Origin of the sequence: Olivibacter jilunii (assembly GCF_900607235.1) — a bacterium.
Lineage (GTDB): Bacteria > Bacteroidota > Bacteroidia > Sphingobacteriales > Sphingobacteriaceae > Olivibacter > Olivibacter oleidegradans.
Genome location: NZ_LR027848.1, coordinates 319,040 through 341,428, shown reverse-complemented (window position 1 = coordinate 341,428; position 22,389 = coordinate 319,040). Strand labels below are relative to the sequence as shown.

The following is a 22,389-nucleotide window of genomic DNA, read 5'->3' as shown; positions in this document are numbered from 1 at the left end:
TTAAAGTGAAGGATTTTATAAGTGATTTAAAGCAGTTAATAAAAGTTCGACTTTCTTTTACAGTCGTATTTTCTGCATCAATTGCTTTTCTTGTCGGGAGTAGGGCACAAGGAGATATCAATTGGTTAAATTGGGCTATTCTAACGATAGGTGGATTACTGGTGACGGGTTCTGCTAATGGTTTTAATGAGATTATTGAACGCGATCTCGACAAATTAATGAAGCGGACAGCGGATAGACCTTTACCATCGGGCAGAATGACGTCGGGACAAGCACTGGTTTTAAGTTTGTTGATGGGGTTAATCGGCACACTTTTATTGGTTCGATTAAATTTCCTTACAGGAGTACTGTCGGTATTTTCAATTTTGATGTATGCGTTCTTTTATACACCCTTAAAGCAAAAGTCGCCCATTGCCGTTTTTGTTGGTGCATTTCCGGGAGCCTTGCCGCCGCTTATTGGGTATTTTGCAGCTTTTAAGGAACCGTTCATTGACGAGATACCACTAATTTTATTTGGAATTCAATTCGTTTGGCAGTTTCCCCATTTTTGGAGTATCGCTTGGGTACTTGATGAAGATTATAAGCGAGCAGGATTTAGGTTGCTACCCACCACGAGGAAGGATACGATAAGTGCCTTTATGGTCTTTTTATCTGCAGCACTACTCATACCTGTCTCTTTGTTACCTACTTGGTATGGTTTTGCAGGATATACGCTCGCAGTTGTGTCGCTTTTGGCGGGGTTAGTATTTGCTTATTTTGCATTGCAGCTATTTTTGAAAAGGGACTTGGCTTCGGCAAGGAAAGTAATGTTTACATCTTTTTTCATATTACCGTTAATGCAATTAGTGTTGTTGTTTGATTTTATTAAGATATGATAATGGTTCAACAAACGGATAATAATAATTATCTAACGTCTTTAAAGGCGAAGAAATTCTCTTTATACGTTTTTTTAGTGGTATCATTCATGCTCTTCGCCGCTTGGTCCAGTGGTTTTATTGTTTATTCGGCGGGAGGGGAAGATAAGGGCTTAAAAACGTTATTACCTAATACTTTTATTTACAGTACGATCAGTATTGTGCTAAGCAGTTTTTGTATGCATTTAGCTTATGCATCGGCTAAAATCGGCAATGTCGTAAAACAACGTTTATGGTTAGGGCTGACCATTCTGCTAGGCTGCTTGTTTTTCTTCCTGCAATATAGTGCCTGGATGGAGCTGGCTAGAAATGGCGTGATGTTCATTAATAATAATGCATCCCAGTCTTTCATCTACGTCTTTGTATGGGCGCATCAAGCGCATATCTTGGCTGGTATCATTGTACTGTTAAATGCTTTTTTTAAAGCTAATAATGGGAACCCTTTAATTAAAAATCGTTTTAGAATGGAACTTGCCACTATTTTCTGGCATTTTCTGGATATTCTATGGATATATATATATGTTTTCTTACTTTTGAATCAATAAAACTAATTAAATGAGTACTACTGTATCGCAATTAGATCAAGTGAAATCTGGACCATGGAATGGTGGTAGATCTCCTTTTGCCATGGAGTATGGCAAAATTATGATGTGGTTTTTCCTGGTATCAGATGCCTTTACTTTCTCCGCCTTTTTGATTTATTATGGTGCACAGCGTTTTGCCCAGGTAACCTGGCCTAATCCGGATGATGTTTTTCAATCCATTCCCGGAATTGCCGATCATGGTTATCCGTTGGTCTTTGTGGGGATCATGACTTTTATACTGATCATGAGCTCGGTTACCATGGTGTTAGCAGTAGAAGCAGGACATCGCAATGCTAAAAAAGAAGTAGTAGGATGGATGATTGCTACCATTATCGGCGGTTTGATGTTTTTAGGCTGTCAGGCTTTAGAATGGTCGCATTTGCATCACGAAGGATATTGGTGGGGCAGTATACCTACGCATTATGAAGGTATTGATAAATTAGGAGCCCAACAATTCGCTAATCTATTTTTTACCATTACAGGCTTCCATGGGTTTCACGTAACCACCGGTGTAATCATCAATATCATCATTCTCTTTATGACGATGGCAAATGTATTTGAAAAAAGAGGAACCTATTTGATGATCGAGAAAGTAGGGTTGTACTGGCACTTCGTTGACTTGGTTTGGGTGTTTGTATTCACTTTCTTTTACTTGGTTTAATTTTTCATTCCTTACGATATACAAATGAGCGAACATAATTCACATATGGAACATACACATGAAGAGCATCATGCTGATATGTCTAAAAAGTTGATCTGGAAGGTTTTCTTTTATTTATTAGCGATTACCTGCCTAGAGTTTTTCATTGCATTGGCATTAGTTTATCATGGGCCTCTTGAAAAAGGACCTTTAGTTAATTTCATCTATATAGTGCTTACACTGGTGAAGGCTTATTATATTGTGGCCTATTTTATGCACTTAAAGTTTGAGAAAATGGGATTTATAGTGTCGACACTCATTGTGTTTGTCTTTATTATATATTTCATTATTCTGTTATTAACGGAAGGATCCTATCTGAGTATACATTTGAATCATGTATTCGGATAGTATTTTCTTTGTAGCGTCTTTCTCGATAGATTGATTAGAGTGGTATATTACGCAGAATGAAAGATCAAACAAAGTCCTTTTCAATAAAGAAGATTGCAATCCTGGTAACCATATTGGCTTTACCGGGATTTTGTTATTATCTACTTCAGGAAAAGGGCGAGAATCGTTATAAATCGTTACCCTTTTATGGCGAAAAGAAATTAACGGGAACTTTTCATACCAAGCGCGGTAAACAGATTCCCGATACACTTTATCATGCCGTGCAACCTTTCAGCATGTTAAACAGCGATAGCTCTACGGTAACCTTTAAACCGGATAGCAGTGTGGCAGTTATTAATTTCTTCTTTACAAAGAAAGAGAAGCTAGCGAAGCCTATTAACCAAGTGATGCAACAGATTGCCAAACGTTTCGAAAAAAACGCCATGGTTGAGCTTTATTCGGTTAGCATTGATCCTTATAGTGACACACCCTCCGTTTTGAAACAATATAAGGAAGGGTGGGGTAAGTTTAGAAATTGGTATATGCTATCACCGGCGAACTACGAAGAAGTTATAACGTTGGCCAAAGATGGCTTGCTGTTAGATGTTGTTTATGACCCAAAAGCGCATACCCCTGTTACGCATAGTTCATCAATCGTTCTATTGGATTCAAAACGAAGAATAAGAGGGTACTACGACGCCTTGGTTAAAACGGATGTTGATAAACTGATTGACGAAATTAAGTTGTTATTAACGGAAGAATTTAGAAATATAAGCATAAGACAATAATGAGTGATAAGGCTATCTTTAGATTGGTTTGGGGCGTATCGGTTTTTGTTTTTGTCGTGGTTGCACTATTGCAAAGTGGACTGATCGCCTGGAAAGTTATACCGGATTGGGTTTTCTATTTGCCTAAGGCGAATGCCATGATTAATGGAACTTGCACCGTCTTGCTCATCATCTCTTTCTTTTATATTCGGAAAGGAAATATTACAATGCACAAAAGGCTGAATATCATTACCTTTATACTTTCTTCGCTTTTCCTGGTGCTTTATATAATCTATCACTCCACCGGTAATGAGGCAAAGTTTGGGGGGCAAGGAATTATTCGTCCCATTTATTTCTTTATATTGATAACGCATATTGTGCTCTCGGCCATTGTACTGCCCCTTGTTCTGTTCAGTTTTTACAGAGGGATGAAGATGCAAGTTGAAAAGCATCGTAAATTAGTACGTTGGAGTTTTCCTATTTGGTTATACGTCACCATTACAGGCGTAATCGTGTACTTAATGATGGCTCCTTACTACAATTAGTCGATAAACTAGCTTCGTGTAAGTAATTTTTATTGCGTAATTTCGTTTTCTATAATAAGGATCAATAAAAAGTTGCGCTATACTAAACAGATTAGCTTTATCATTTAAAAATAAGCAAATGAAAAAGATTCTCAGAATAGCTGGATTGCTGTTTTTTTTGACAATTGCTGCTGTCAGCTATGTCAAACCGGTGTATGCACAATGCGCGATGTGTACTTTAAATGCTGAGCAATCGGTGAAAGATGGCAACAGTCAAGGCAAAGGCTTAAACAAAGGGATATTGTTTTTATTAGCTATGCCTTATTTGGCGGTAGGCGCCGTAGGATATATGTGGTATAAAAAATATCGAAGGAAGCAGGTTGATGTTAATTTCAAACACGACCCGATCAATCTCAACTAGTTTTCATGGAGGCATGGCGGGTAGGAGCAAGATACGTGCGTTAATAGAAGCCCGATGCCCTCAATGCAGAACGGGAAAAATGTTCATTGGTGGTACATATGGCTTTCGTAAACAACGAACTAATGATATTTGTCCATACTGCGGCTTGGAATTTGAAATTGAACCCGGCTACTTTTATGCTGCTATGTATGTAAGTTATGCCATGGCAGTTTTGGAAGTAATCACCATCGGCTTGACAACCTACTTAATTACCGGAAGTGAGTCTCCTTGGCTCTATTCGATTGTGTTGTTTATAGCAGTATTGCTTTTGGCCCCATTTAATTATCGATATTCGCGACTGATTTTGCTGTATTTTCTGACGCCCAAGATTAAATACAATCCAAAATATCAGTTGGATGATTGAGATCAGTTTTCCTTTTATTTAAACGCTATGATACTTTTTAATAAGGCTTTTTGCTTGTTTCTATTTATTGCTTTACTTATAAGTAGTTGCAAAGTGATGTCCCCGAAAGCCTACCAAGCTATGCTAAATGTGCAGGATTCATTAAATCAAGGTTGGCGGACAGCTCAAATCAAAAATGACAACTTAGAAGATGAACTGGCGAAGCTAAGGGCCGACACAGCATCATTGGGAAGAAGGCTTGCTTCATTGGAAGAGAATTTGAGCTCAAGCTCAAGTGAGGCGAAAAAACTGGCCGCAAATTTAGCTGAACGCGAGGAACGCCTGAAAGAGGTAGAAGATGTACTGCGGAAACGAGAGGAAGCAGGTAATCAATTAAAAGATAAGTTGCAACGTGCGCTGTTGGGATTTAAGGAAAGCGGGTTGACCGTTGATATGCGGGAGGGTAAAGTATATGTCCTACTTGCTGATAAATTACTCTTTTCTTCGGGAAGTATCATAATTGATCAGCGTGGGAAACAAGCTTTGGCCGAGTTAGCCAAAGTTTTGAATACGCAGCCCGAAATCAATATGGCCGTTGAAGGTCATACAGATAATCAGAAGGTGAGAAGCTTGGGACAAATAAAGGATAATTGGGATCTCAGCGTTTTGAGGTCAACTTCGGTTGTCAGGTATCTAACAGAGGAAGAGGGAATCGATCCAAAGAGGCTAATAGCAACGGGAAAGGGCGAGTTTACCCCTGTAGATACCGCAGACACACCCGAGGCTAGGAGTGCTAACAGAAGAATAGAAATTGTTCTTTCTCCAAAGCTGGATGAGCTTTATGAATTGATAAAATAGTAGGTAGTTGAATAGCGGGATAGTTGAGTGGTTGAATGGTCGAGTGCTATTTAACAACTTAACCACTCAACTATTCAACTACGAACTAAAAAGGATTATTGATATCGGCAAGCAACGGTAATTGAAGATCCTTGTCTGATAAAATCAGCTCCTCTTGTGGTAAAGGCCATTGGATGTTAAAGGTAGGATCATTGTAACGAACGCCGATTTCATTTGCCTTATCATATTTACCGGTTACTTTGTAACAGAAAATAGTGTTCTCTTCCAGAGCAACAAAACCATGTAAAAAGCCTACAGGTATCCATAGCATTTTGGCATTTGCCTCACTAAGTTCAATGTGGAAGGTTTGGCCAAAGGTAGGTGAGTTTTTTCTAATATCCACAGCGACATCGATCACACTTCCCTTAATTACTCGGACAAGTTTTCCCTGGGCATGAGGACCTGCTTGTGCATGTAAACCACGAAGCGCGCCTTTACAGGAAACCGACTGATTATCTTGGACGAATTTTTCGTCAATGCCATTTTCCCTAAATAATGCTTCGTTATAAGTTTCAAAAAATTGTCCTCGGTTATCTTCCCATATTTTTGGTTCAATAATAACGACTCCTTCGATAGGTGTTTTTACAAAATTCATATTTTATTAGTGTGTAGCTTATATCGTTTTTGTTATGTTCTTAATCGATGTACTCCATAAGGGTATCGAATAAGAAGAGATGTCCATAAAAATCTCCCTGCATCTTCTGTTGTAAAATAGTAAACAGTGATTCTTTGAACTTTAGTATGTCCTCTCTATTATTTGCTAGCAATTGAAGGCTGAACGAGTGCCCCTCATTGGGAGAGTCTAATATTTTTAAAAGTCTTATTTCCTCAAATAAAGAATGAGCTTTCACCAAGGGGATATATTCTGTTTTAAGCCATTCGGTGTACGCTAAAACTTTTTGATCAGAAATAATATGTGTAATATTAAATAAAATCATTCGGCTAAGATAGCAATCCTCTGGCATTAATAGTACTTGCCACGCTAAATCAGCGCAATCGCATGTCTTCTTAATCGATTCTGTATCGGTTTGAATTAAGCAAAAGAGCAATATTAATAGAAGATGACCGAGAAAAAGGTGTTTTATTATAAATGCTTATTGAATATTAAAGGCAGGTATACCGGAGCCAAAAGAAGTGTACTTTAAATGTTACGAGTGAGGTTTGAAAAAAAAAGCTTCTTTTGCTAACTTAACCATAAATATAAGGGCATACAAATCTGGCTGTATGTCTGAAAGAAATCAACAAATTGGGTACAAAAAAGAGGTGGGTATACATGCGGATTTTTACTCCTATCATCGTCGTATTTTTTCTTTTATGCCTTTCCGCTTGCTCGAATTTCGCAAAAAGGGAAGAAATACCGGTGGAAAGTTTTTTTATGAAATCGCCGAAAGGAAACTTTCAGATTTCTCCCAGCGGAAAGTATATTGCCTTTTTGCAGTCATACAAGGGGATTCAAAATATCTATCTAACGACTTGGAATAACACAGAAACCAAAAGGATCACAACAGAAACGGATAAGAATATAGCAAACTATTTTTGGGCAGATGACGACGAACTGGTGTTTTGGAAAGAACGGTCGAAGGATGATAATCTGAATATATATGCTGTCAATAGAACCTCGTTGTCCGTCCGTAACCTCATTACCCCGGAGCCAATGCGATTTCGGTGGGTAAGCCAGCAGGTGAATAATGATGAGTTGTTGATTTCGCTAAATAAACGTGATTCTTCTGCTTTTGACGTATATCGGTTAAATCTTCATAATTGTCATTTAAAGATGGTGGCAAAGAATCCGGGTAATATCAGTAATTGGTTTGCAGATCTGGATGGAAAAGTGCGTTTGGCGGTAGCGAGCGACGGCGTAAATGAGACATTACTTTATCGGGATAATGAGACGAGCGAATTTAAGCATGTTTTCGAGAATAATTTCAAAACAACGGTGAAGCCTCTGCGATTTATTGAGGGGAAAGCAAATCACATATATGCCTTGTCGAATATCAACAGAGATAAGCAAGCCTTGGTCATCATCGACTTGGAGAAAGGAGAAGAAATTAAGACCATTTACGTACATCCGGAAGTCGACATCGACAATATCCGTTTTTCGACCGTTGCGAAAGGGCTTGCTTATGCGGAATACGATACTTGGAAACCCGAAAGACATTATTTTAATAAGAAGATTAAAGAGGTTCATGAAGATCTAACGCGAAGACTAAACGGATACTGGATGCGGGTGATCGATAAGAACGACGCTGAAACGAGGTTCATCATTCGTACTTACGCTGATGACGATCCGGGGGCAATTTACCTATATAGCATCCAAGACGATCATTTAACGAAATTAGCCGATGTTAACCCCGCTTTGAACAGAACAGCATTATGTAAGATGGACTCTATTCGTTACGACGCGCGAGATGGTATGACGATTAGTGGATATTTAACATTGCCCAATCAGCTAAAAAAGCAAAATTTACCGCTTATTGTTATACCTCATAATGGTCCTTCTGCAAGAAATGTATGGGAATATAATAGCGAAGTTCAGTTTCTTGCTAATCGTGGATATGCTGTTTTTCAACCAAACTATAGGGGCTCAACGGGCTACGGAAAAGAGTTTTGGTCAGCCGGTTTCGGTGAGTGGGGCGGAAAGATACAGGAAGATATTGCTGATGGCGTAAGATATCTGATCGATAAGAAGGTCGCGGATCCTAAACGAATTGGCATTTTTGGATATAGTTTCGGCGGATTTTGCGCGCTATACGGTGCCTGTTTTCATAACGATTTGTATAAATGTGCCGCATCCTATTCGGGAATAACCAATTTGTTTACTTATTTAAAAGAAATTCCTCCTTATTATAAACCTTATTTGCAGATGTATTATGAAATCATTGGTAATCCCGAAAAACAGGCAGACTATTTTCGCGCAGTATCACCTGTCTTTCATACGGATAAGATAAAGGGGCCTATTTTTATTGCACAAGGCGGTAAGGACGAACGTGGCAATGTAAACGAGACCAATCAAATGGTACGAGACCTGAAGGGCAAAAACATTAATATAACTTATTTTTTGAAAGAGAAAGAGGGACATTACTTTAAAGATGAACAGGCTCGCTTGGCGTTTTATCAGCAACTTGAAGTGTTTTTTGCCAACAATTTGGGCGCTAATTAATCGGTTTATCGGTATCATATATGCCAAATCATAACCATTATCGAAAAAATTACTGGCTTATTATCACATTTGCTGTCCTGGCATCACTATTATTTATTATAGCCTTGGGCTTTGCAAAGAAATATGCGCGGAAGCTTGTTGAAAATGAATTTGTCGGAAAAAAAATCGATGTTTTAGATAAGAATATAGAGTCTTATAACGACCTTTTTTTTAATAAAATACCGGAAGTATCCTTTTATCAGGGATATCTCGATTCCAATTCTGCCTTCATTTATGCAGACTCCGTGTTAAAAAAGTATGCTTTTGTAAAGCGCATTTTATTCTTTGATGCTTATGTAAGCCACACACCTACAGGATTAGGGATAACGCCCCGTGCCGTGTATCAATTTAGAAGAGATTGTCCGAAGAGCCAGGTAATTTATCGAGCTAACTCCGGTGAAAAATTCGATATTCGTATTGCCGATGATTTTAATAGTATGGCCGCAAGGCTTGCCAGCTTCATTGATATCGCTGATACTTCACGGAGTGTTAATAACGATGAGATAAATAAGTTCTTTTATGCTGTTATTCCTGAGAAAATAACGTACATGAATATTCCTCGGAAAGAGGATATCAAAGCATACAAGCAATTCGTAGAAAGCGAGATTGATAATAACTCGATTTATGAACAGGATATCTTGAGCTATTATATAGATCCGCAGGACCTAAAATTAGTGAATAATCATCCGGAACTTTATGAAAAGATCGAAATAAAACCACTGTTCTATGCAACGCTTGATACCGATCCCGACTTGCTGACTACGGAGAGTCCCTTACCCGGTGCGCTTGCTTCGTATAAAATATACTTTAGCGCTAATAGAAATTTCTTGATAAAGGAGGTTAATAGACGGTTTATGCCACTAGCGCTAATGATTTCCTTAGGCTACTTGGTATTGTTTGTAATTGGGTACCTGATCTATCGAAATATTAGTTTTAATAATAAGATGTTTAAGCTGCAATATGATTTTGTCAATAACCTTACCCATGAATTTAAAACGCCTGTAAGTGTTATTAAAATTGCGGGCAATAATATTCAAAGTGCCAAAGAGTTAAAAGAGGACGCCAGAAAGCTATACGGTAAGATACTGGATGAGGAGGCAGATAAGCTTAATAATCTATTGAATACCTTATTATCTTTTACACAAATTGAGAATAAGTCCATTAAATTGAAATATGAAAAGGTTAATTTAAAAGACTTTTGCGAAAAAATTGTAAATCGGTATCAACTAAAATACCCCGGTTTTGATTTACAATATGAGCTTAAAGATGTGTCAACCTTGCATACAGACCAGGTCTTACTCGGTAGTGTGTTTCAAAATTTAATAGATAACGCTTATAAGTATTCCGAGGAAGGCAGTAAATCGTTAAAAATCACTATTTTTAAGCAAAAAAAGCAAATAATGTTTAAGTTTGTCGATAAGGGAATAGGAATTCCAAGGAGCGAACTTATAAATATATTTAAAAAATTTTATAGAGTAAAAAGTCAGTATAACCAACAAGGCAGTGTAGGTTTAGGTTTGGCATTTTGTAAAGAATTGTTGAATTTTATGGACGGCGATATCCAAGTAAAGAGCACCTTGGGAAAAGGGTCAACTTTTCTAGTAACACTGCCATATGTACATTAATTAGACGAACAGCACAGAAGTAAAACTATGCAAAAAAACACTAAAATTGCTGTAATAGAAGATGATGAAAACCTTCGATTTTTGGTTGTTCATCGATTAGAATCGGAACATTACCAAGTGATACAGGCCTCGAATGGGAAGGATGCGGAGACGTTAATATTAACTGAAAAGCCGGATATTGTATTGTTAGACTGGATGTTACCCGGAAAGCAAGGGTCAGAGGTCTGTGCAAATTTGCGCAAAGCAGGTTTTAATAATCTGGTTATTATGATGACCGCCAAGTCGCAGGACGTGGATAAGATAGACGCATATAGCTTCGGTGTTTCGGATTATATAACTAAACCCTTCAATATGGATGTTTTAGTAGCAATGATCGAAAATAAAGTGAAGTTTTTTGTTAACAACGCAAATGACACTTTATACTTTGGTAACACGGAACACCATCCAAACACGCATTCGTTAATCAGAGATGGGAAAAAAATAGAGCTGACTATTCTTGAAAATCGGATTCTACTTTATTTCTTGCAGAATGTGAATAGGGTTATCAGTAGAGACGAACTTATGCAAGTGGTTTGGGGATACAGTTCCAATGTGAATACCCGCACCCTCGATATGCATATCGTGCGCTTGCGGAAGAAGATTGAAATTAATCCCGATAAGCCGTATCATTTACAAACAGTACGGGGAATGGGGTATAAATTTGTTGCAGATAGAACCTAGTTGTTAATATCTGTTAAACACATTAGTGGATTTGTTTTTTTAAGAAAAAGGAGTTAACTTCGTTGTTAACTCAGCAAGACCACGCTTGGTAATAAGGCGTGGTCTTGCTTGTTTTTTATAATGGAACCTTAAAGTATTATTTTTATGGCAGACGTAACATATTATAGCAAAGAAGGATTGGAAAAGTTGAAGGAGGAACTTCAGTATCTGAAGACGGAAGGAAGGGCCGCCATAGCAAGAGCTATTGCTGAAGCAAGGGACAAGGGTGACTTGTCCGAGAATGCGGAATACGACGCAGCCAAAGAGGCGCAAGGCCTTCACGAAGCAAAGATCGCAAAGTTGGAGGAGGTTTTAGCAAATGCTAGATTGATCGATGAATCTAAATTGGACGTTACCAAAGTGTTGGCTCTATCCATTGTAAAATTAAAAAACACAAAGAATGGAGCGATCATGACCTATCAATTGGTTTCCGAAACAGAGGCAGATCTTAAATCCGGTAAAATATCGGTAAAATCACCGATAGCGCAAGGCCTGTTAGGTAAATCCGTAGGTGATAAAGCTGAAATAGAGGTACCTGCAGGGAAAATCGAACTGGAAATATTGGAGATCTCACGATAGCTTGTATAGCGGTTATGTGCGGTTGCTGCCATAACCGCTTACATGACGCTAACGGTGGGTTAAGTTGTTAGATTTATGCTTTTTTAATTTTTTAATTTTTACTTCCTTGTATTATGTCTTCTCTATTTTCAAAAATTGTATCAGGTGAAATTCCAGCGCATAAAGTGGCTGAGTCAAATGATTTCTTGGCTTTCTTAGACATCAATCCCTTAGCGGAAGGACATGTACTCGTGATTCCCAAAAAAGAAACGGATTATATCTTTGATATGGAAGATGATGAGTACATTGGAATCTGGATGTTTGCCAAAATTGTTGCATCAGCGATCAAAATAGCTTTTCCATGCGAAAAGGTGGGCGTTGCTGTGATTGGACTGGAAGTGCCGCATGCGCATATCCATTTAGTACCTATCAACCATGTAGGTGATATCAACTTCTCGAAAGAAAAACTGAAGCTTAGCAGTGAGCAACTTAGCGAACATGCTGAACGTATCAGACAAGAGCTGGCGAGATTAACGAGTAATTCGTAGTGTTTTCGTACCGCAATGAGGTATAGATCGGTCCTTCTTATTTTAATCGATGGGAATTTTCTTTTATAAAAGATTCCCAGCCAGTATAGCTCTTCTTACCACCGCTTGTGCCGCGTCCTTGAAATGCATGGCAAACCGCCACTGCGAGGCCGTCTGTTGCATCAAGAAATTGTGGGCTCTCCTTGAAGTTTAATAAATTCTTTAACATGGAGGCAACTTGTTCTTTCGATGCACTGCCGTTACCTGTTACGGATTGCTTTATTTTCCTGGGCGCGTATTCCGCTATTTCAATTTTTTTGGCTAAAGCGGCTGCCATGGCTACTCCCTGAGCTCGTCCTAACTTCAGAATGACCTGGATGTTTTTGCCATAAAATGGATCTTCTAAAGCCATGCAATCAGGGTGGTACTGATCGATTAGTGAGGTGGTCTTCTCAAATATACGTTGCAACTTAAGCGCCTGATTTTCCAAATGATCCAGTTTAATGATTCCTAAGCTTATTAAGCTCAGTTGTTTCCCCTTTTCCTGAATTAAACCGTAGCCCATCACTTTGGTTCCGGGATCGATCCCCAAGATAACCCGCTCTTTTAAATCGCTTTGCAACATGTCACAATATTACGATTTTATTAGCATAAACAGGGTTAAGAATGTTCTTTCGGCCTTGCTATGTTATAATTTATTTAAGTTTTCTTAACATTGCAAAAAAAACACCATTGAGCACGAGGGGAAAAAAAATAATAAGTGTAAGTATTAAAATTACCGTACTCTTACTGACGATATGGTTCATACATAGGAAATTAAGTGACAATAAAAACCTATATGAGTTTAAACGCTTAATCGGACGGTTGGATACAGAGTTACTAAGCTTAACCATTTTTTCGCTTTTCACTTTAATGCTTATAAACTGGTGTTTAGAATGCATTAAATGGCAATACCTTTGTCGTCCCATTCAAAAAATTTCCTTCGTAAAAGCGTTTGAATCGGTTTTTTGCGGGTTAAGCTGGGCTATTTTTACGCCTAATAGGATAGGCGAATATGGTGGACGGGTATTGTTTTTAAACCCTCGTAAACGCATGTTCGGTGTACTGGCTATGGCCGTCGGAGCTTTCGCTCAGTTAGTCATTACCAACATGATGGGAGCCATTGCGTTGGTATGGTTTATTGGCAACTACAAGTACCCTTCGTTTTGGTTATATCTCGCACTCTGCTTGTTGGCCCTAGGCTTTATTCTCCTCATGTTGCTTTTATACTTTAGAATCAAATGGCTTAATCGTTTCATCCGGAGGATCAAATGGCTCACTAAAGTGCAACGCTTCTTTTTCCTATTAGAACGATATGATACAAAACAGTTATGGTATGTTTTTTCCATGTCGTTATTCCGATATGCCGTGTTTACGTCTCAATATATGTTGGTAATGCACATACTTATCCCTTCGATACCCACAGGGCCAATGGTTTTGATGGTTTTTTTATTGTTTTTTATTCAATCTGCAATGCCTTCATTAGATTTGTTGGATGTGGGTGTAAGAAGCTTAACGGCGGGATATCTTTTTGCTTTTATAACAACGCAAGAGTTGGCGGTTATGGCCTCTGCGGCATCCATTTGGTTTATTAATCTGATTATTCCGGCCATCATAGGTTCGGTATTTGTTTTTAAAATTAATTTCTTTGGCAATTCAAATCATTAGTGGGATCACTACGATACTGTGTTTATATTACGGATATATGGTGTTTACGCTCCGAAGAGGGTGGAAGCAGCTGCCGGATCATGTAGCTAAGAACACGCACACTTTTAAAACATCGGTCAGCGTGCTCATCGCAGCTCGCAATGAAGAAGGTAATATTGCAAAAACAATAGAGTGCATCTTGAAGCAACATTATCCGAGTGAGTTAATGGAATTGATTATTATAAATGATCATTCGACGGATAGAACAGCTGAAATTATTGCATCGTACAGTGATCGGGGGGTTAAATTGATTGAGTTGAATGAGCATGAAAAACTAAATTCGTATAAAAAGAAAGCCATCAGTGAGGGAATTGCTAGTGCAAAGGGTGAGTTAATGGTCGCAACGGATGCCGATTGTGTTATGGGCCCAAATTGGTTACGCACCATTGTGAGCCTGTATGAAGAGAAGAACTATAAGTTAATTTCTTCTCCCGTTGTTTATCACCAAGAGAAGAGTTACTTCGAGAAATTACAGACCTTAGAATTTTTATACCTTATAGGTTTGGGTGCTGCTTCTATTGGCCTGCGTAGGCCATCAACATGCAATGGTGCCAATCTCGCCTATCGGCGAGACGTATTTTATGAATTAGGTGGATTTAACGGAATTGACGATTTAGCAAGTGGAGATGATGAGCTTTTTCTGCATAAAGTGGCGCAGAAGTATCCCCTCGGTATCGGGTTTTGTAAGTCGGAGGAGGCTATTGTCTATACAGAAGCTAAAGAAAACCTGAAAGAATTTATCCGGCAACGGAAGCGCTGGGCCTCTAAAAGCACTAAATACAAGAATAAAAACATCGTGCTATTAGGAATAGCAATTTGGATATTCAATCTGGCGGTTTTACTGAATGCCTTACTGGGCGTTTTTTTTCCTCCCATGCTTTTAGGGTTCGGCATCATTCTGTTGGCTAAAATTGGGATAGAGCTTTTATTTTTAATGCCGATTACAAAATTTGCTTCCCGAAGTGCCCTGCTGATCAATTTGCCTTTACTCAGCGTTATGCATCTTTTTTACATCGTTTACATTGGGATCGCCGGTAATACCGGTAAGTATTATTGGAAGGGAAGAAAGGTGAGATAATGGTGATGAGTATTTTATACTAGGGAACCACTTTCTCCCGAATCGCTTCTTCTGCCGCTTTTACTACGTCTTCTGCTGTGCGTCCTTCCGAAGAGATAGGAGCAAGCACTTCCCAGCTCATCGCTGTGAAAGCACGAAGCGGAAAAGAACCATATTGAACCATTTTCCAAGAGTTGTTAATGACTACGGGTACAATGATTGCATGAGGTACTTTTTTTAGAATGGTGGCGATGCCGCCAACCGCAAAGGGTTTCATAACGCCTGTTTTGGATCGTGTCCCTTCCGGAAAAATAACCGTTGACCAGTTTTTATCTTTCATGTTCTTCGCCAACTTCAATATTTCCGCGATCGACTGCTTTGGGTCACTTCGATCAATATTGGCTGCACCACCATATTTAAGATTGAACGATATACTTGGAATACCGCTTGCCAGCTCAATTTTAGACACGAATTTGGCATGATGCTTTCTTAGGAAGTAAATCAACGGCGGGATATCATACATGCTTTGATGATTTGCAATGAAAATGATGGGTTGAGCAACAGGTAGTTGTTGATTATTGATAAAATGTACGCTATTTCCTAAAAGATAATAGCTGCTTGTAAGAAACCAATTAAGGATATCGACAGACCTTTTGTGCGCTTCATACCCGCCTAGTTTGAGACAGATCCACTGAATAGGGTGGAAGATCACAAGAATAAGGCCGAAGTAAAGGTAATGGAATGGTGTCAGGATATATCCAAAAAATTTGTTCATATGTAAATAATCTGTTTTTGTGTAACCTATAAGACATGATATTTCATGTATTAAAGGTTCTACCATTGCATTTTCAACCAGGTCTTTTGCAATGCCAGCAAAAATAAATATTTTTATAAAGCTATTGAATAAAAAAAGCCCGGCGTATGCCGGGCTCAAACAACATTTCAAATCCTTTAGAAGCCAAAAGCCTTCCTTACCGGTTCAATATAGTCCAGTTTTTCCCAAGTAAAAAGTTCTACCTCCACGGTCTTTACTTCACCCATCGAGTTTTCGAAGGTTTTATTAACAATAACGGATTCGCGTCCCATATGGCCGTAAGCAGCGGTCTCAGAATAAATAGGATTTCGCAATTTTAGTCTGGTTTCAATTCCATAAGGCGTTAAATCAAAAAGCTCAGCTATTTTTTCTGCAATCTGTCCATCGGTTAAAGCCACATTGCTTTTGCCATAGGTATTTACATAAATACCCATTGGGTGCTTTACGCCGATAGCATATGAAAGCTGAACGAGTATCTCGTCTGCAATGCCCGCAGCTACCAGATTCTTCGCAATATGTCGGGCAGCATAAGCTGCTGAACGATCCACTTTTGAGGGGTCTTTACCTGAAAATGCGCCACCACCGTGTCCACCTTTACCCCCATAAGTGTCTACGATAATTTTCCTGCCGGTTAATCCTGTGTCTCCATGCGGGCCGCCGATTACAAATTTACCCGTGGGATTAATGTGGTACGTAATGTGTTCATCAAATAATTGCTGAAGCTCAGGTTTGAGCTGCGCTTTCACTCTAGGAATTAAAATATGGATGATATCATGTTTAATCTTGTCGAGCATGGCGCCCTCTTCATCAAAATCGTCATGTTGGGTAGAGATGACAATGGTATCAATACGCAATGGGGTATGGTCATCGTTATAAGCAATGGTCACTTGTGCTTTCGCGTCCGGACGTAAATAGGTGATGTCTTTATTTTCCCTTCGAAGGGCGGCTAACGCCAGAAGAAGTTTGTGCGAAAGATCCAAGGCCAATGGCATCAGGTTCTCCGTTTCTTTGTTGGCGTAGCCGAACATAATGCCTTGATCGCCTGCTCCCTGATCTTGCCTTTCTTTACGGTCGACTCCCTGGTTGATATCAGCCGATTGCTCGTGGATGGCAGACAAAATTCCGCATGAATTGGCCTCGAACATATAGGCTGATTTGGTATAACCAATTTTTTCAATAACCGATCGGGTGATCTTTTGAACATCTAAATAGGTGTTCGATTTAACTTCTCCCGCTAGGACGACTTGTCCGGTAGTTACTAATGTTTCAATAGCTACGCGCGCATCGGGATCCCAGGCAAGGAAATTATCAATAAGTGCATCTGAAATTTGATCAGCTATTTTATCAGGATGTCCTTCGGAAACGGATTCTGAAGTGAATAAGTATGGCATAAATTATTGTTTCAAAGATTTTTACCTAATATTATCTATTTTGTAAAATGCTTGATAAGTATGAAGTGTCAATTTGAAAGGCAATCATTAGCACTTTTTTACTGTGGTTGCAATCCCGCCATTTGATTGGCACGCAAATCATTCCACATTTTACCGTGCAAAAGTACAATTCATTTTGCTAATATAAAAGGAACGAGCAGAGAAGTATTTTTCGGGGTAATAATTGATGAGTATTTACACCTCAATTATACGTACAGGTGTGATGCATTCGTAACCCTGGCTTAAAAAAGGAGTGCCATAATACTTTCGTTGCTGTAGGTATTAAATTCAAGTGGGTTTAGTACATTTGTAAATGAATAGGCGCGACTGTTAAATGACAAAAAAACGAATCCAATTTCTAATCAATCCAATATCCGGAGGGAAGAGCAAGAAGGGCTTTGAAAGGCTAGCGAGAAAATACCTCAACGACGATCTGTTCGAAGCGAGTTTTAAGATTACGGAAAGGGCTCAACATGCGTCAGAGTTAACGAAAATAGCGATACAGGAGCAAGTAGATTTAGTGGTAGCAGTGGGAGGAGATGGTACGATCAACGAGATCGCGAAGGAACTATTGAATACCCCTACGCCTTTAGCAATTGTGCCCGAAGGCTCCGGAAATGGTCTAGCGCGTTATTTGGGAATTTCTTCTGATGTATCGCAAGCCATCGCAAAAATCAATAAAGGCCATATCATTACGATCGATAGCGGTCTGGTTAACGGAAAAGCTTTTTTTAATGTTGCAGGGATGGGTTTTGATGCCCTTATCAGCGATCGCTTTGCGGAAAATATGACCCGTGGCCCCGTAGGCTATTTAAAAATCGTGCTTAAGGAAATCAGTCGATATAAGCCCCAGGAATATACGATTTGTATAGATGGCAATGAAATACAACGGGAAGCATTTATGATCAGTATAGCTAATTCCCCGCAATATGGAAATAATGCTTACATTGCTCCCGGTGCGTCTGTTGACGACGGCCTACTTGACGTTTGTATCATTAAGCAGTTTCCATTAATTCAGTTTCCCGTAATGATCTACCATTTGTTTAGCCGAACTGCCCATCAATCGGATTACGTGGAAATTATTAAAGGAAAACAGATCACCATTGAACGCCCACAAAGGGGGCCGGTGCATTTAGATGGGGAACCGTTTACGCTCGACAAAAAATTGTCAATAGAAGTTTTGCCCTCTTCATTAAATGTTGTATGTTAGTAAAAGGCTTTAAATACCTTTATAATGGCTAAGCAGAAAAAACAACAGTTTGACGGTATTGTCTATTCCACTGATCAGAATTATAGCTATCGGGAAGAGGAATCTTTTGAAACAGACACCTTGCCTGCGGCGAAGCAACAATTGCGTGTTCAACTGGATAAAAAACAACGGGCGGGAAAAGCGGTAACGCTTATTACGGGTTTTGTGGGAAAGGAAGAAGATTTATCCGCTTTAGGGAAACAATTAAAACAGCGATGTGGAGTTGGGGGCGCCACCAAAGAAGGACAAATTATGATTCAAGGCGATTTTAGGAAAAAGATCGTCGAGATCCTAACCACCGAAGGGTATAAAATTAAATTGATAGGAGGCTAGACCAAATAAGCTTTTGGAAATAAATTTGCCTAAAAGCACAATATTACCTTACTGCCAACGTTTACAATTGCATCTGAAAACACTTAAACGCTATTTAAATTTTACATTTGAGTTAAGGCGAGAAAAAAGAGGGGGCATAGTGTTCTTTTTACACTTAGTTTAGGCAGTTGGAAGAGAATAAATTAACAGGATTTGGGATGGTGTGATAATGACACATTCAAATGCACAATATTAACGAATAGATGCCGGAATCGACGTTTTTTTTATGTCATTTATTTGCAATTACAAAAAAAAATAGTTTTTATTGTAAAATATTGTCTTCGAAAATGAGGGCAGTGACACAATAGAGCTCTTTTTTGGCGTTGATGCCGCTGTTGCACGTTAGAAGGAGAGATATTTAAAAGTTAATATTGCATAAATTTGTTTTTAAATCTAAAATTATAAATTTGCTTTTGCCTTTTTGACGACTGGAAAAAACGGCAAAATGTTTTGTACAATTAAAAATTAATCCATAAAAACTAAAAACTAAAAAATCAAGAAAATGGCAAACGCACCAAAACCAACCCCGGCTAAAAAAGAGAGCAGCTCAAAAGGTTCTAACGTATTTGCAAGTCTGGCAATTATTATCTGCCTTGTCATAGGCGCATTGGTATGGAAATTCGTGATGGGGGATCCTTCACACTTCCAAGGAGGAGATCCGGAGAATGGCGAACCGATGCCAGGAGACTATTTTGCAATGGTTTACAAAGCGGGTTACATCGTACCGGTACTATTAGGTTTATTATTAATGGTAATTGTTTTCTCGTTTGAGCGTTTCTTCGTAATCAGCAGAGCTGCTGGAAAAGGAAATGTAGACACTTTTGTTTCTAAAGTGCAAGGATTCCTTTCTGCAGGAAACATTGATGCAGCCATCGCCGAATGTGATAAACAACAAGGATCTGTAGCTAATGTAATCAAATCCGGTCTTTACAAATACAAAGAAGCTTCTGTAGATACAACTTTGGATACTGAACATTCTGTATTGGCAATTCAAAAAGAGATTGAAGAAGCGACTGCATTGGAAATGCCAATGTTAGAGAAAAACCTAACCGTTATCGCCACCTTAGTATCTATCGGTACATTAACCGGTCTATTAGGAACAGTAACGGGTATGATCAAGGCGTTTGCGGCTTTGGCTACCGGTGGTGCTCCTGACCAAGCGCAGTTGGCAAACGGTATCTCTGAGGCGCTTATCAATACAGCAACCGGTATCTTTACTTCTACCATCGCTGTAATCATGTACAATGTATTTACTTCTAAAATAGATAAATTGACCTATTCTATTGACGAGGCTGGCTTCTCGATCGTTCAAACTTACGCGTCTAAGCATAAATAAAAAAAGGTGAAAAAATTCCATGGTTTTTATGGAAAGGCTGTGGAATTTGCATCACTATATTAGAAACTAGTTTTTATTTACTTATAAACGTAAAGAGATGCCAAAGATTAAAGTAAAAAGAGCGAGCACAACCATTGATATGACGGCGATGTGTGACGTGTCATTCCTGCTGCTTACGTTCTTTATTCTTACCGCAACTGCTCGCCAGCCAGAGCCTTTGCCGGTAGATACCCCTGCATCCACGGTACAGATCAAGGTTCCGGATGCGAATTTGGGTACAATTACCGTAGGAGGAGATGGTAAGGTGTTTTTCGGTGTTGCCGGTCCGAACATAAGAATGCGTATGCTGGAAAGAATGTCGGAAAAATATAGCGTCGGTTTCTCGCAAAAGGAAAAAGAAAGATTTTCTTTGATGGAAGGTTTCGGTGTTCCTTTCAAAAATCTAAAGCAGATTATTGCAATGGATAACGCAGAGCGAAACAGAGCTGGCCTTCAGCCAGGTATCCCCACGGATTCTGTAGGGAATAGCCCTTCTGAGTTACATGAATGGATTATAGCTGCCCGTTACGCTACAAAAGAAACTAATAATGCGGAAATGCGCGTGGCTATCAAAGGAGACGCTAAAGAACAATACCCTGCTATTAAGAAGGTGATAGATATTCTCCAGGGACAGAAGATCAATAAGTTTAGTTTAGTTACTAACCTTAGAACGGAGGATTACGGTAAATAATCATTAAAAATATTAAGAAATGGCAGAATTAAATACCGGTGGTAAACAGACCCCCCGGGTGGATTTAACACCCATGGTTGACTTGGCGTTCCTTCTGATTACCTTCTTCATGTTAACGACCAGTTTGGCTAAACCGCACGCAATGGACGTGGCTATGCCGGATAAGGATAAGGAAAACAAAGATGATAATCTGGAAGTGGCTGATAATAGATCAATGACCATCTTATTGGGTGCAAAGGACAAAATCGAATACTATATGGGACAATTGGAAAAACCACTGGATGGCCCGACAGTAGTAGATTATGGTAAGAACGGAATTAGACCCGTCCTGCTCAAGAAGATGAAAGATGTGCAAGCCGCAACGGGTAAACCACTCATTGTTATTATCAGACCAAGCGACAATTCGAACTACCGTAACTTAGTAGATATACTGGATGAAATGAAAATCGTTAATGCACAACAATACATGATTGGCGATATTAGTACTCCGGAGGTTGAATTGCTTAAACGTGAGGGAATTTATTAACAAAGGGTTATCCTAAAAAATGAAATAAGAATGTCTAAATTAGATATATTTAAACCGCAATGGCTTGATGTAGTCTTCGCAGGACGCAATAAAGCGTATGGCGCTTATGACTTGCGCACCATTTCGCCTAAATATACTTCACGAGCATTACTCATAGGTATAATATTGTTCGTAGGCTTGGTAACATCGCCTATGATCATCAAGGCGATTCGGGGTGAACAGGATGAAGCACCAGAAGAAGTAATTGAAACAGAAGTGGTTCTATCAGAACCACCTCCGGTGAACGAGGAAGCACCGCCTCCACCGCCACCGGTTGAACCTCCGCCTCCACGTGTGGATCAAGTACGGATGCCTCCTCCTAAGGTGGTACCGGCAGAGCAGGTGCGTGACGAGGAACCGCCAACCGTTGAACAGCTGAAAAAGGCTGATCCGGGACCTAAAACAATCGCTGGGGACCCTACGGCTGATATACGTATCGATATGCCGGTAGGTGAAGGACCAAAAGATGCTCAGGTAACGGAAGAAGGTTCCGGTATTATGGACTTCAATGCGGTGGAAGTACAGCCATCATTTCCAGGAGGTTTACCTGCTTTCTATAAATGGGTTGGTGCAAACTATAGATACCCACAGATGGCAAAGGAACAAGGCGTAAGTGGTTCTATCCATGTGTCTTTCGTGGTTGAACGAGATGGATCTTTGACCGATATCAAAGTATTGCGTGACTTGAAATATGGTACTGGCGAAGAAGCGGTGAGATTGTTGAAATCTTCACCTAAATGGAAACCTGGTATTCAGAACGGACGCCCGGTACGGGTATCCTACTCCTTACCTATTAAATTGAACCTTCAAGGAATGTAATTCATGCTTGAACGTACCAATAAAAGTAGTGATAGACAGAAATCGCCCGCAAAGCGATTTCTGTCCATTTTAGGACTTTGCATGTTC

27 protein-coding genes are annotated in these 22,389 nt (G+C 39.3%); 22 read left to right on the top strand and 5 right to left on the bottom strand.

The window, feature by feature from the left end; all coding sequences use genetic code 11:
* Positions 1-5 precede the first annotated feature (5 nt).
* From cyoE to E0E36_RS01425, 9 genes are all read left to right on the top strand, one after another.
* The gene (gene cyoE / locus E0E36_RS01465) at positions 6-875 is read left to right on the top strand and encodes a heme o synthase (protein ID WP_013664846.1); all 870 of its coding nucleotides are present in this window, start codon (positions 6-8) and stop codon (positions 873-875) included.
* Positions 872-1,459: a cytochrome c oxidase subunit 3 gene (locus tag E0E36_RS01460; RefSeq protein ID WP_242627108.1), complete on the top strand. Its 588-nt coding sequence runs from the start codon at positions 872-874 to the stop codon at positions 1,457-1,459. Before cyoE ends, E0E36_RS01460 begins: the two co-directional genes overlap by 4 nt.
* 10 nt (positions 1,460-1,469) lie before the next feature.
* Positions 1,470-2,159 carry a cytochrome c oxidase subunit 3 gene (locus E0E36_RS01455; RefSeq protein ID WP_013664848.1) on the top strand — a complete coding sequence of 230 codons (690 nt, stop codon included), beginning with the start codon at positions 1,470-1,472 and terminating at the stop codon, positions 2,157-2,159.
* 45 nt (positions 2,160-2,204) lie between these two features.
* Positions 2,205-2,546 carry a cytochrome C oxidase subunit IV family protein gene (locus tag E0E36_RS01450; RefSeq protein WP_013664849.1) on the top strand — a complete coding sequence of 114 codons (342 nt, stop codon included), beginning with the start codon at positions 2,205-2,207 and terminating at the stop codon, positions 2,544-2,546.
* A 56-nt stretch (positions 2,547-2,602) separates the two neighbouring features.
* Positions 2,603-3,313 carry an SCO family protein gene (locus E0E36_RS01445; protein WP_130854488.1) on the top strand — a complete coding sequence of 237 codons (711 nt, stop codon included), beginning with the start codon at positions 2,603-2,605 and terminating at the stop codon, positions 3,311-3,313.
* Positions 3,313-3,837 (top strand): DUF420 domain-containing protein, encoded by a 525-nt coding sequence (locus E0E36_RS01440; RefSeq protein WP_013664851.1) that lies wholly within the window; start codon positions 3,313-3,315, stop codon positions 3,835-3,837. Before E0E36_RS01445 ends, E0E36_RS01440 begins: the two co-directional genes overlap by 1 nt.
* A gap of 118 nt (positions 3,838-3,955) precedes the next feature.
* Positions 3,956-4,237, top strand: coding sequence for a hypothetical protein (locus E0E36_RS01435; RefSeq protein ID WP_013664852.1), 282 nt, complete (start codon positions 3,956-3,958; stop codon positions 4,235-4,237).
* Positions 4,200-4,640 (top strand): DUF983 domain-containing protein, encoded by a 441-nt coding sequence (locus E0E36_RS01430; protein WP_013664853.1) that lies wholly within the window; start codon positions 4,200-4,202, stop codon positions 4,638-4,640. Before E0E36_RS01435 ends, E0E36_RS01430 begins: the two co-directional genes overlap by 38 nt.
* A 27-nt stretch (positions 4,641-4,667) precedes the next feature.
* On the top strand, positions 4,668-5,477 hold the full coding sequence (locus tag E0E36_RS01425) for an OmpA/MotB family protein (RefSeq protein ID WP_013664854.1): 810 nt from the start codon (positions 4,668-4,670) through the stop codon (positions 5,475-5,477).
* 85 nt (positions 5,478-5,562) lie between these two features.
* Here E0E36_RS01425 and rfbC read toward each other — a convergent pair whose 3' ends face one another.
* Complete coding sequence (gene rfbC / locus E0E36_RS01420) at positions 5,563-6,111, bottom strand: dTDP-4-dehydrorhamnose 3,5-epimerase (RefSeq protein ID WP_013664855.1); 549 nt, start codon at positions 6,109-6,111, stop codon at positions 5,563-5,565.
* 40 nt (positions 6,112-6,151) lie between these two features.
* Positions 6,152-6,454 carry a DUF4286 family protein gene (locus E0E36_RS28295; RefSeq protein ID WP_165446897.1) on the bottom strand — a complete coding sequence of 101 codons (303 nt, stop codon included), beginning with the start codon at positions 6,452-6,454 and terminating at the stop codon, positions 6,152-6,154.
* A 437-nt stretch (positions 6,455-6,891) separates the two neighbouring features.
* Between E0E36_RS28295 and E0E36_RS01410 the strand changes: the two genes are divergently transcribed.
* The 5 genes from E0E36_RS01410 to E0E36_RS01390 all read left to right on the top strand — a co-directional run bounded on the left by E0E36_RS01410 (position 6,892) and on the right by E0E36_RS01390 (position 12,205).
* Positions 6,892-8,676: a S9 family peptidase gene (locus tag E0E36_RS01410; RefSeq protein ID WP_165446896.1), complete on the top strand. Its 1,785-nt coding sequence runs from the start codon at positions 6,892-6,894 to the stop codon at positions 8,674-8,676.
* A gap of 20 nt (positions 8,677-8,696) precedes the next feature.
* A complete protein-coding gene (locus E0E36_RS01405; RefSeq protein ID WP_013664858.1) occupies positions 8,697-10,340 on the top strand; it encodes a sensor histidine kinase in 1,644 nt (547 codons plus the stop codon).
* Between the two features lie 27 nt (positions 10,341-10,367).
* A complete protein-coding gene (locus E0E36_RS01400; protein WP_013664859.1) occupies positions 10,368-11,060 on the top strand; it encodes a response regulator transcription factor in 693 nt (230 codons plus the stop codon).
* A gap of 144 nt (positions 11,061-11,204) precedes the next feature.
* Positions 11,205-11,678 (top strand): transcription elongation factor GreA, encoded by a 474-nt coding sequence (gene greA / locus E0E36_RS01395; protein WP_013664860.1) that lies wholly within the window; start codon positions 11,205-11,207, stop codon positions 11,676-11,678.
* A gap of 113 nt (positions 11,679-11,791) precedes the next feature.
* Positions 11,792-12,205, top strand: coding sequence for an HIT family protein (locus E0E36_RS01390; protein ID WP_013664861.1), 414 nt, complete (start codon positions 11,792-11,794; stop codon positions 12,203-12,205).
* 37 nt (positions 12,206-12,242) lie between these two features.
* On the opposite strand, the gene ruvC is transcribed toward E0E36_RS01390, so the two are convergent.
* The gene (gene ruvC, locus E0E36_RS01385) at positions 12,243-12,809 is read right to left on the bottom strand and encodes a crossover junction endodeoxyribonuclease RuvC (RefSeq protein WP_130854485.1); all 567 of its coding nucleotides are present in this window, start codon (positions 12,807-12,809) and stop codon (positions 12,243-12,245) included.
* A gap of 107 nt (positions 12,810-12,916) precedes the next feature.
* On the opposite strand from ruvC, the gene E0E36_RS01380 reads away from it, so the two are divergent.
* Both E0E36_RS01380 and E0E36_RS01375 read left to right on the top strand, forming a co-directional pair.
* Positions 12,917-13,891 (top strand): lysylphosphatidylglycerol synthase domain-containing protein, encoded by a 975-nt coding sequence (locus E0E36_RS01380; RefSeq protein WP_242627106.1) that lies wholly within the window; start codon positions 12,917-12,919, stop codon positions 13,889-13,891.
* Positions 13,892-13,928: 37 nt separating this feature from the next.
* Positions 13,929-15,008 (top strand): glycosyltransferase family 2 protein, encoded by a 1,080-nt coding sequence (locus E0E36_RS01375; protein WP_013664864.1) that lies wholly within the window; start codon positions 13,929-13,931, stop codon positions 15,006-15,008.
* Positions 15,009-15,027: 19 nt separating this feature from the next.
* On the opposite strand, the gene E0E36_RS01370 is transcribed toward E0E36_RS01375, so the two are convergent.
* Both E0E36_RS01370 and metK read right to left on the bottom strand, forming a co-directional pair.
* Entirely contained in the window at positions 15,028-15,762 is a 735-nt protein-coding gene (locus E0E36_RS01370; protein ID WP_041388039.1) for a lysophospholipid acyltransferase family protein, read from the bottom strand.
* 176 nt (positions 15,763-15,938) lie between these two features.
* Positions 15,939-17,192 carry a methionine adenosyltransferase gene (gene metK, locus E0E36_RS01365; RefSeq protein WP_130854483.1) on the bottom strand — a complete coding sequence of 418 codons (1,254 nt, stop codon included), beginning with the start codon at positions 17,190-17,192 and terminating at the stop codon, positions 15,939-15,941.
* 373 nt (positions 17,193-17,565) lie between these two features.
* Here metK and E0E36_RS01360 point away from each other — a divergent pair, with 373 nt between their 5' ends.
* The 6 genes from E0E36_RS01360 (at position 17,566) to E0E36_RS01335 (ending at position 22,302) form a co-directional block, all read left to right on the top strand.
* Entirely contained in the window at positions 17,566-18,441 is an 876-nt protein-coding gene (locus E0E36_RS01360) for a diacylglycerol/lipid kinase family protein (protein WP_130854482.1), read from the top strand.
* 24 nt (positions 18,442-18,465) lie between these two features.
* The gene (locus E0E36_RS01355; protein ID WP_130854481.1) at positions 18,466-18,813 is read left to right on the top strand and encodes a translation initiation factor; all 348 of its coding nucleotides are present in this window, start codon (positions 18,466-18,468) and stop codon (positions 18,811-18,813) included.
* A 541-nt stretch (positions 18,814-19,354) separates the two neighbouring features.
* Complete coding sequence (locus tag E0E36_RS01350) at positions 19,355-20,188, top strand: MotA/TolQ/ExbB proton channel family protein (RefSeq protein ID WP_013664869.1); 834 nt, start codon at positions 19,355-19,357, stop codon at positions 20,186-20,188.
* Between the two features lie 97 nt (positions 20,189-20,285).
* Positions 20,286-20,918: an ExbD/TolR family protein gene (locus tag E0E36_RS01345; protein ID WP_013664870.1), complete on the top strand. Its 633-nt coding sequence runs from the start codon at positions 20,286-20,288 to the stop codon at positions 20,916-20,918.
* A 19-nt stretch (positions 20,919-20,937) separates the two neighbouring features.
* The gene (locus tag E0E36_RS01340; RefSeq protein ID WP_013664871.1) at positions 20,938-21,444 is read left to right on the top strand and encodes an ExbD/TolR family protein; all 507 of its coding nucleotides are present in this window, start codon (positions 20,938-20,940) and stop codon (positions 21,442-21,444) included.
* 30 nt (positions 21,445-21,474) lie between these two features.
* A complete protein-coding gene (locus E0E36_RS01335) occupies positions 21,475-22,302 on the top strand; it encodes an energy transducer TonB (RefSeq protein ID WP_013664872.1) in 828 nt (275 codons plus the stop codon).
* Positions 22,303-22,389 lie beyond the last annotated feature (87 nt).

What these genes read in the sequence shown, in the direction of transcription:
- E0E36_RS01355 (WP_130854481.1), top strand. Translation starts at nt 18,466, where the DNA reads ATGGCTAAGCAGAAAAAACAACAGTTTGACGGTATTGTCTATTCCACT.
- E0E36_RS01455 (WP_013664848.1), top strand. Translation starts at nt 1,470, where the DNA reads ATGAGTACTACTGTATCGCAATTAGATCAAGTGAAATCTGGACCATGG.
- E0E36_RS01425 (WP_013664854.1), top strand. Translation starts at nt 4,668, where the DNA reads ATGATACTTTTTAATAAGGCTTTTTGCTTGTTTCTATTTATTGCTTTA.
- E0E36_RS01350 (WP_013664869.1), top strand. Translation starts at nt 19,355, where the DNA reads ATGGCAAACGCACCAAAACCAACCCCGGCTAAAAAAGAGAGCAGCTCA.
- E0E36_RS01335 (WP_013664872.1), top strand. Translation starts at nt 21,475, where the DNA reads ATGTCTAAATTAGATATATTTAAACCGCAATGGCTTGATGTAGTCTTC.
- E0E36_RS01360 (WP_130854482.1), top strand. Translation starts at nt 17,566, where the DNA reads ATGACAAAAAAACGAATCCAATTTCTAATCAATCCAATATCCGGAGGG.
- E0E36_RS01345 (WP_013664870.1), top strand. Translation starts at nt 20,286, where the DNA reads ATGCCAAAGATTAAAGTAAAAAGAGCGAGCACAACCATTGATATGACG.
- ruvC (WP_130854485.1), bottom strand. Translation starts at nt 12,809, where the DNA reads ATGTTGCAAAGCGATTTAAAAGAGCGGGTTATCTTGGGGATCGATCCC.
- E0E36_RS01450 (WP_013664849.1), top strand. Translation starts at nt 2,205, where the DNA reads ATGGAACATACACATGAAGAGCATCATGCTGATATGTCTAAAAAGTTG.
- rfbC (WP_013664855.1), bottom strand. Translation starts at nt 6,111, where the DNA reads ATGAATTTTGTAAAAACACCTATCGAAGGAGTCGTTATTATTGAACCA.
- greA (WP_013664860.1), top strand. Translation starts at nt 11,205, where the DNA reads ATGGCAGACGTAACATATTATAGCAAAGAAGGATTGGAAAAGTTGAAG.
- E0E36_RS01460 (WP_242627108.1), top strand. Translation starts at nt 872, where the DNA reads ATGATAATGGTTCAACAAACGGATAATAATAATTATCTAACGTCTTTA.
- metK (WP_130854483.1), bottom strand. Translation starts at nt 17,192, where the DNA reads ATGCCATACTTATTCACTTCAGAATCCGTTTCCGAAGGACATCCTGAT.
- E0E36_RS01340 (WP_013664871.1), top strand. Translation starts at nt 20,938, where the DNA reads ATGGCAGAATTAAATACCGGTGGTAAACAGACCCCCCGGGTGGATTTA.
- E0E36_RS28295 (WP_165446897.1), bottom strand. Translation starts at nt 6,454, where the DNA reads ATGATTTTATTTAATATTACACATATTATTTCTGATCAAAAAGTTTTA.
- E0E36_RS01375 (WP_013664864.1), top strand. Translation starts at nt 13,929, where the DNA reads ATGGTGTTTACGCTCCGAAGAGGGTGGAAGCAGCTGCCGGATCATGTA.
- E0E36_RS01430 (WP_013664853.1), top strand. Translation starts at nt 4,200, where the DNA reads ATGTTAATTTCAAACACGACCCGATCAATCTCAACTAGTTTTCATGGA.
- E0E36_RS01445 (WP_130854488.1), top strand. Translation starts at nt 2,603, where the DNA reads ATGAAAGATCAAACAAAGTCCTTTTCAATAAAGAAGATTGCAATCCTG.
- E0E36_RS01400 (WP_013664859.1), top strand. Translation starts at nt 10,368, where the DNA reads ATGCAAAAAAACACTAAAATTGCTGTAATAGAAGATGATGAAAACCTT.
- E0E36_RS01390 (WP_013664861.1), top strand. Translation starts at nt 11,792, where the DNA reads ATGTCTTCTCTATTTTCAAAAATTGTATCAGGTGAAATTCCAGCGCAT.
- E0E36_RS01435 (WP_013664852.1), top strand. Translation starts at nt 3,956, where the DNA reads ATGAAAAAGATTCTCAGAATAGCTGGATTGCTGTTTTTTTTGACAATT.
- E0E36_RS01370 (WP_041388039.1), bottom strand. Translation starts at nt 15,762, where the DNA reads ATGAACAAATTTTTTGGATATATCCTGACACCATTCCATTACCTTTAC.
- E0E36_RS01405 (WP_013664858.1), top strand. Translation starts at nt 8,697, where the DNA reads ATGCCAAATCATAACCATTATCGAAAAAATTACTGGCTTATTATCACA.
- E0E36_RS01440 (WP_013664851.1), top strand. Translation starts at nt 3,313, where the DNA reads ATGAGTGATAAGGCTATCTTTAGATTGGTTTGGGGCGTATCGGTTTTT.
- E0E36_RS01410 (WP_165446896.1), top strand. Translation starts at nt 6,892, where the DNA reads ATGAAATCGCCGAAAGGAAACTTTCAGATTTCTCCCAGCGGAAAGTAT.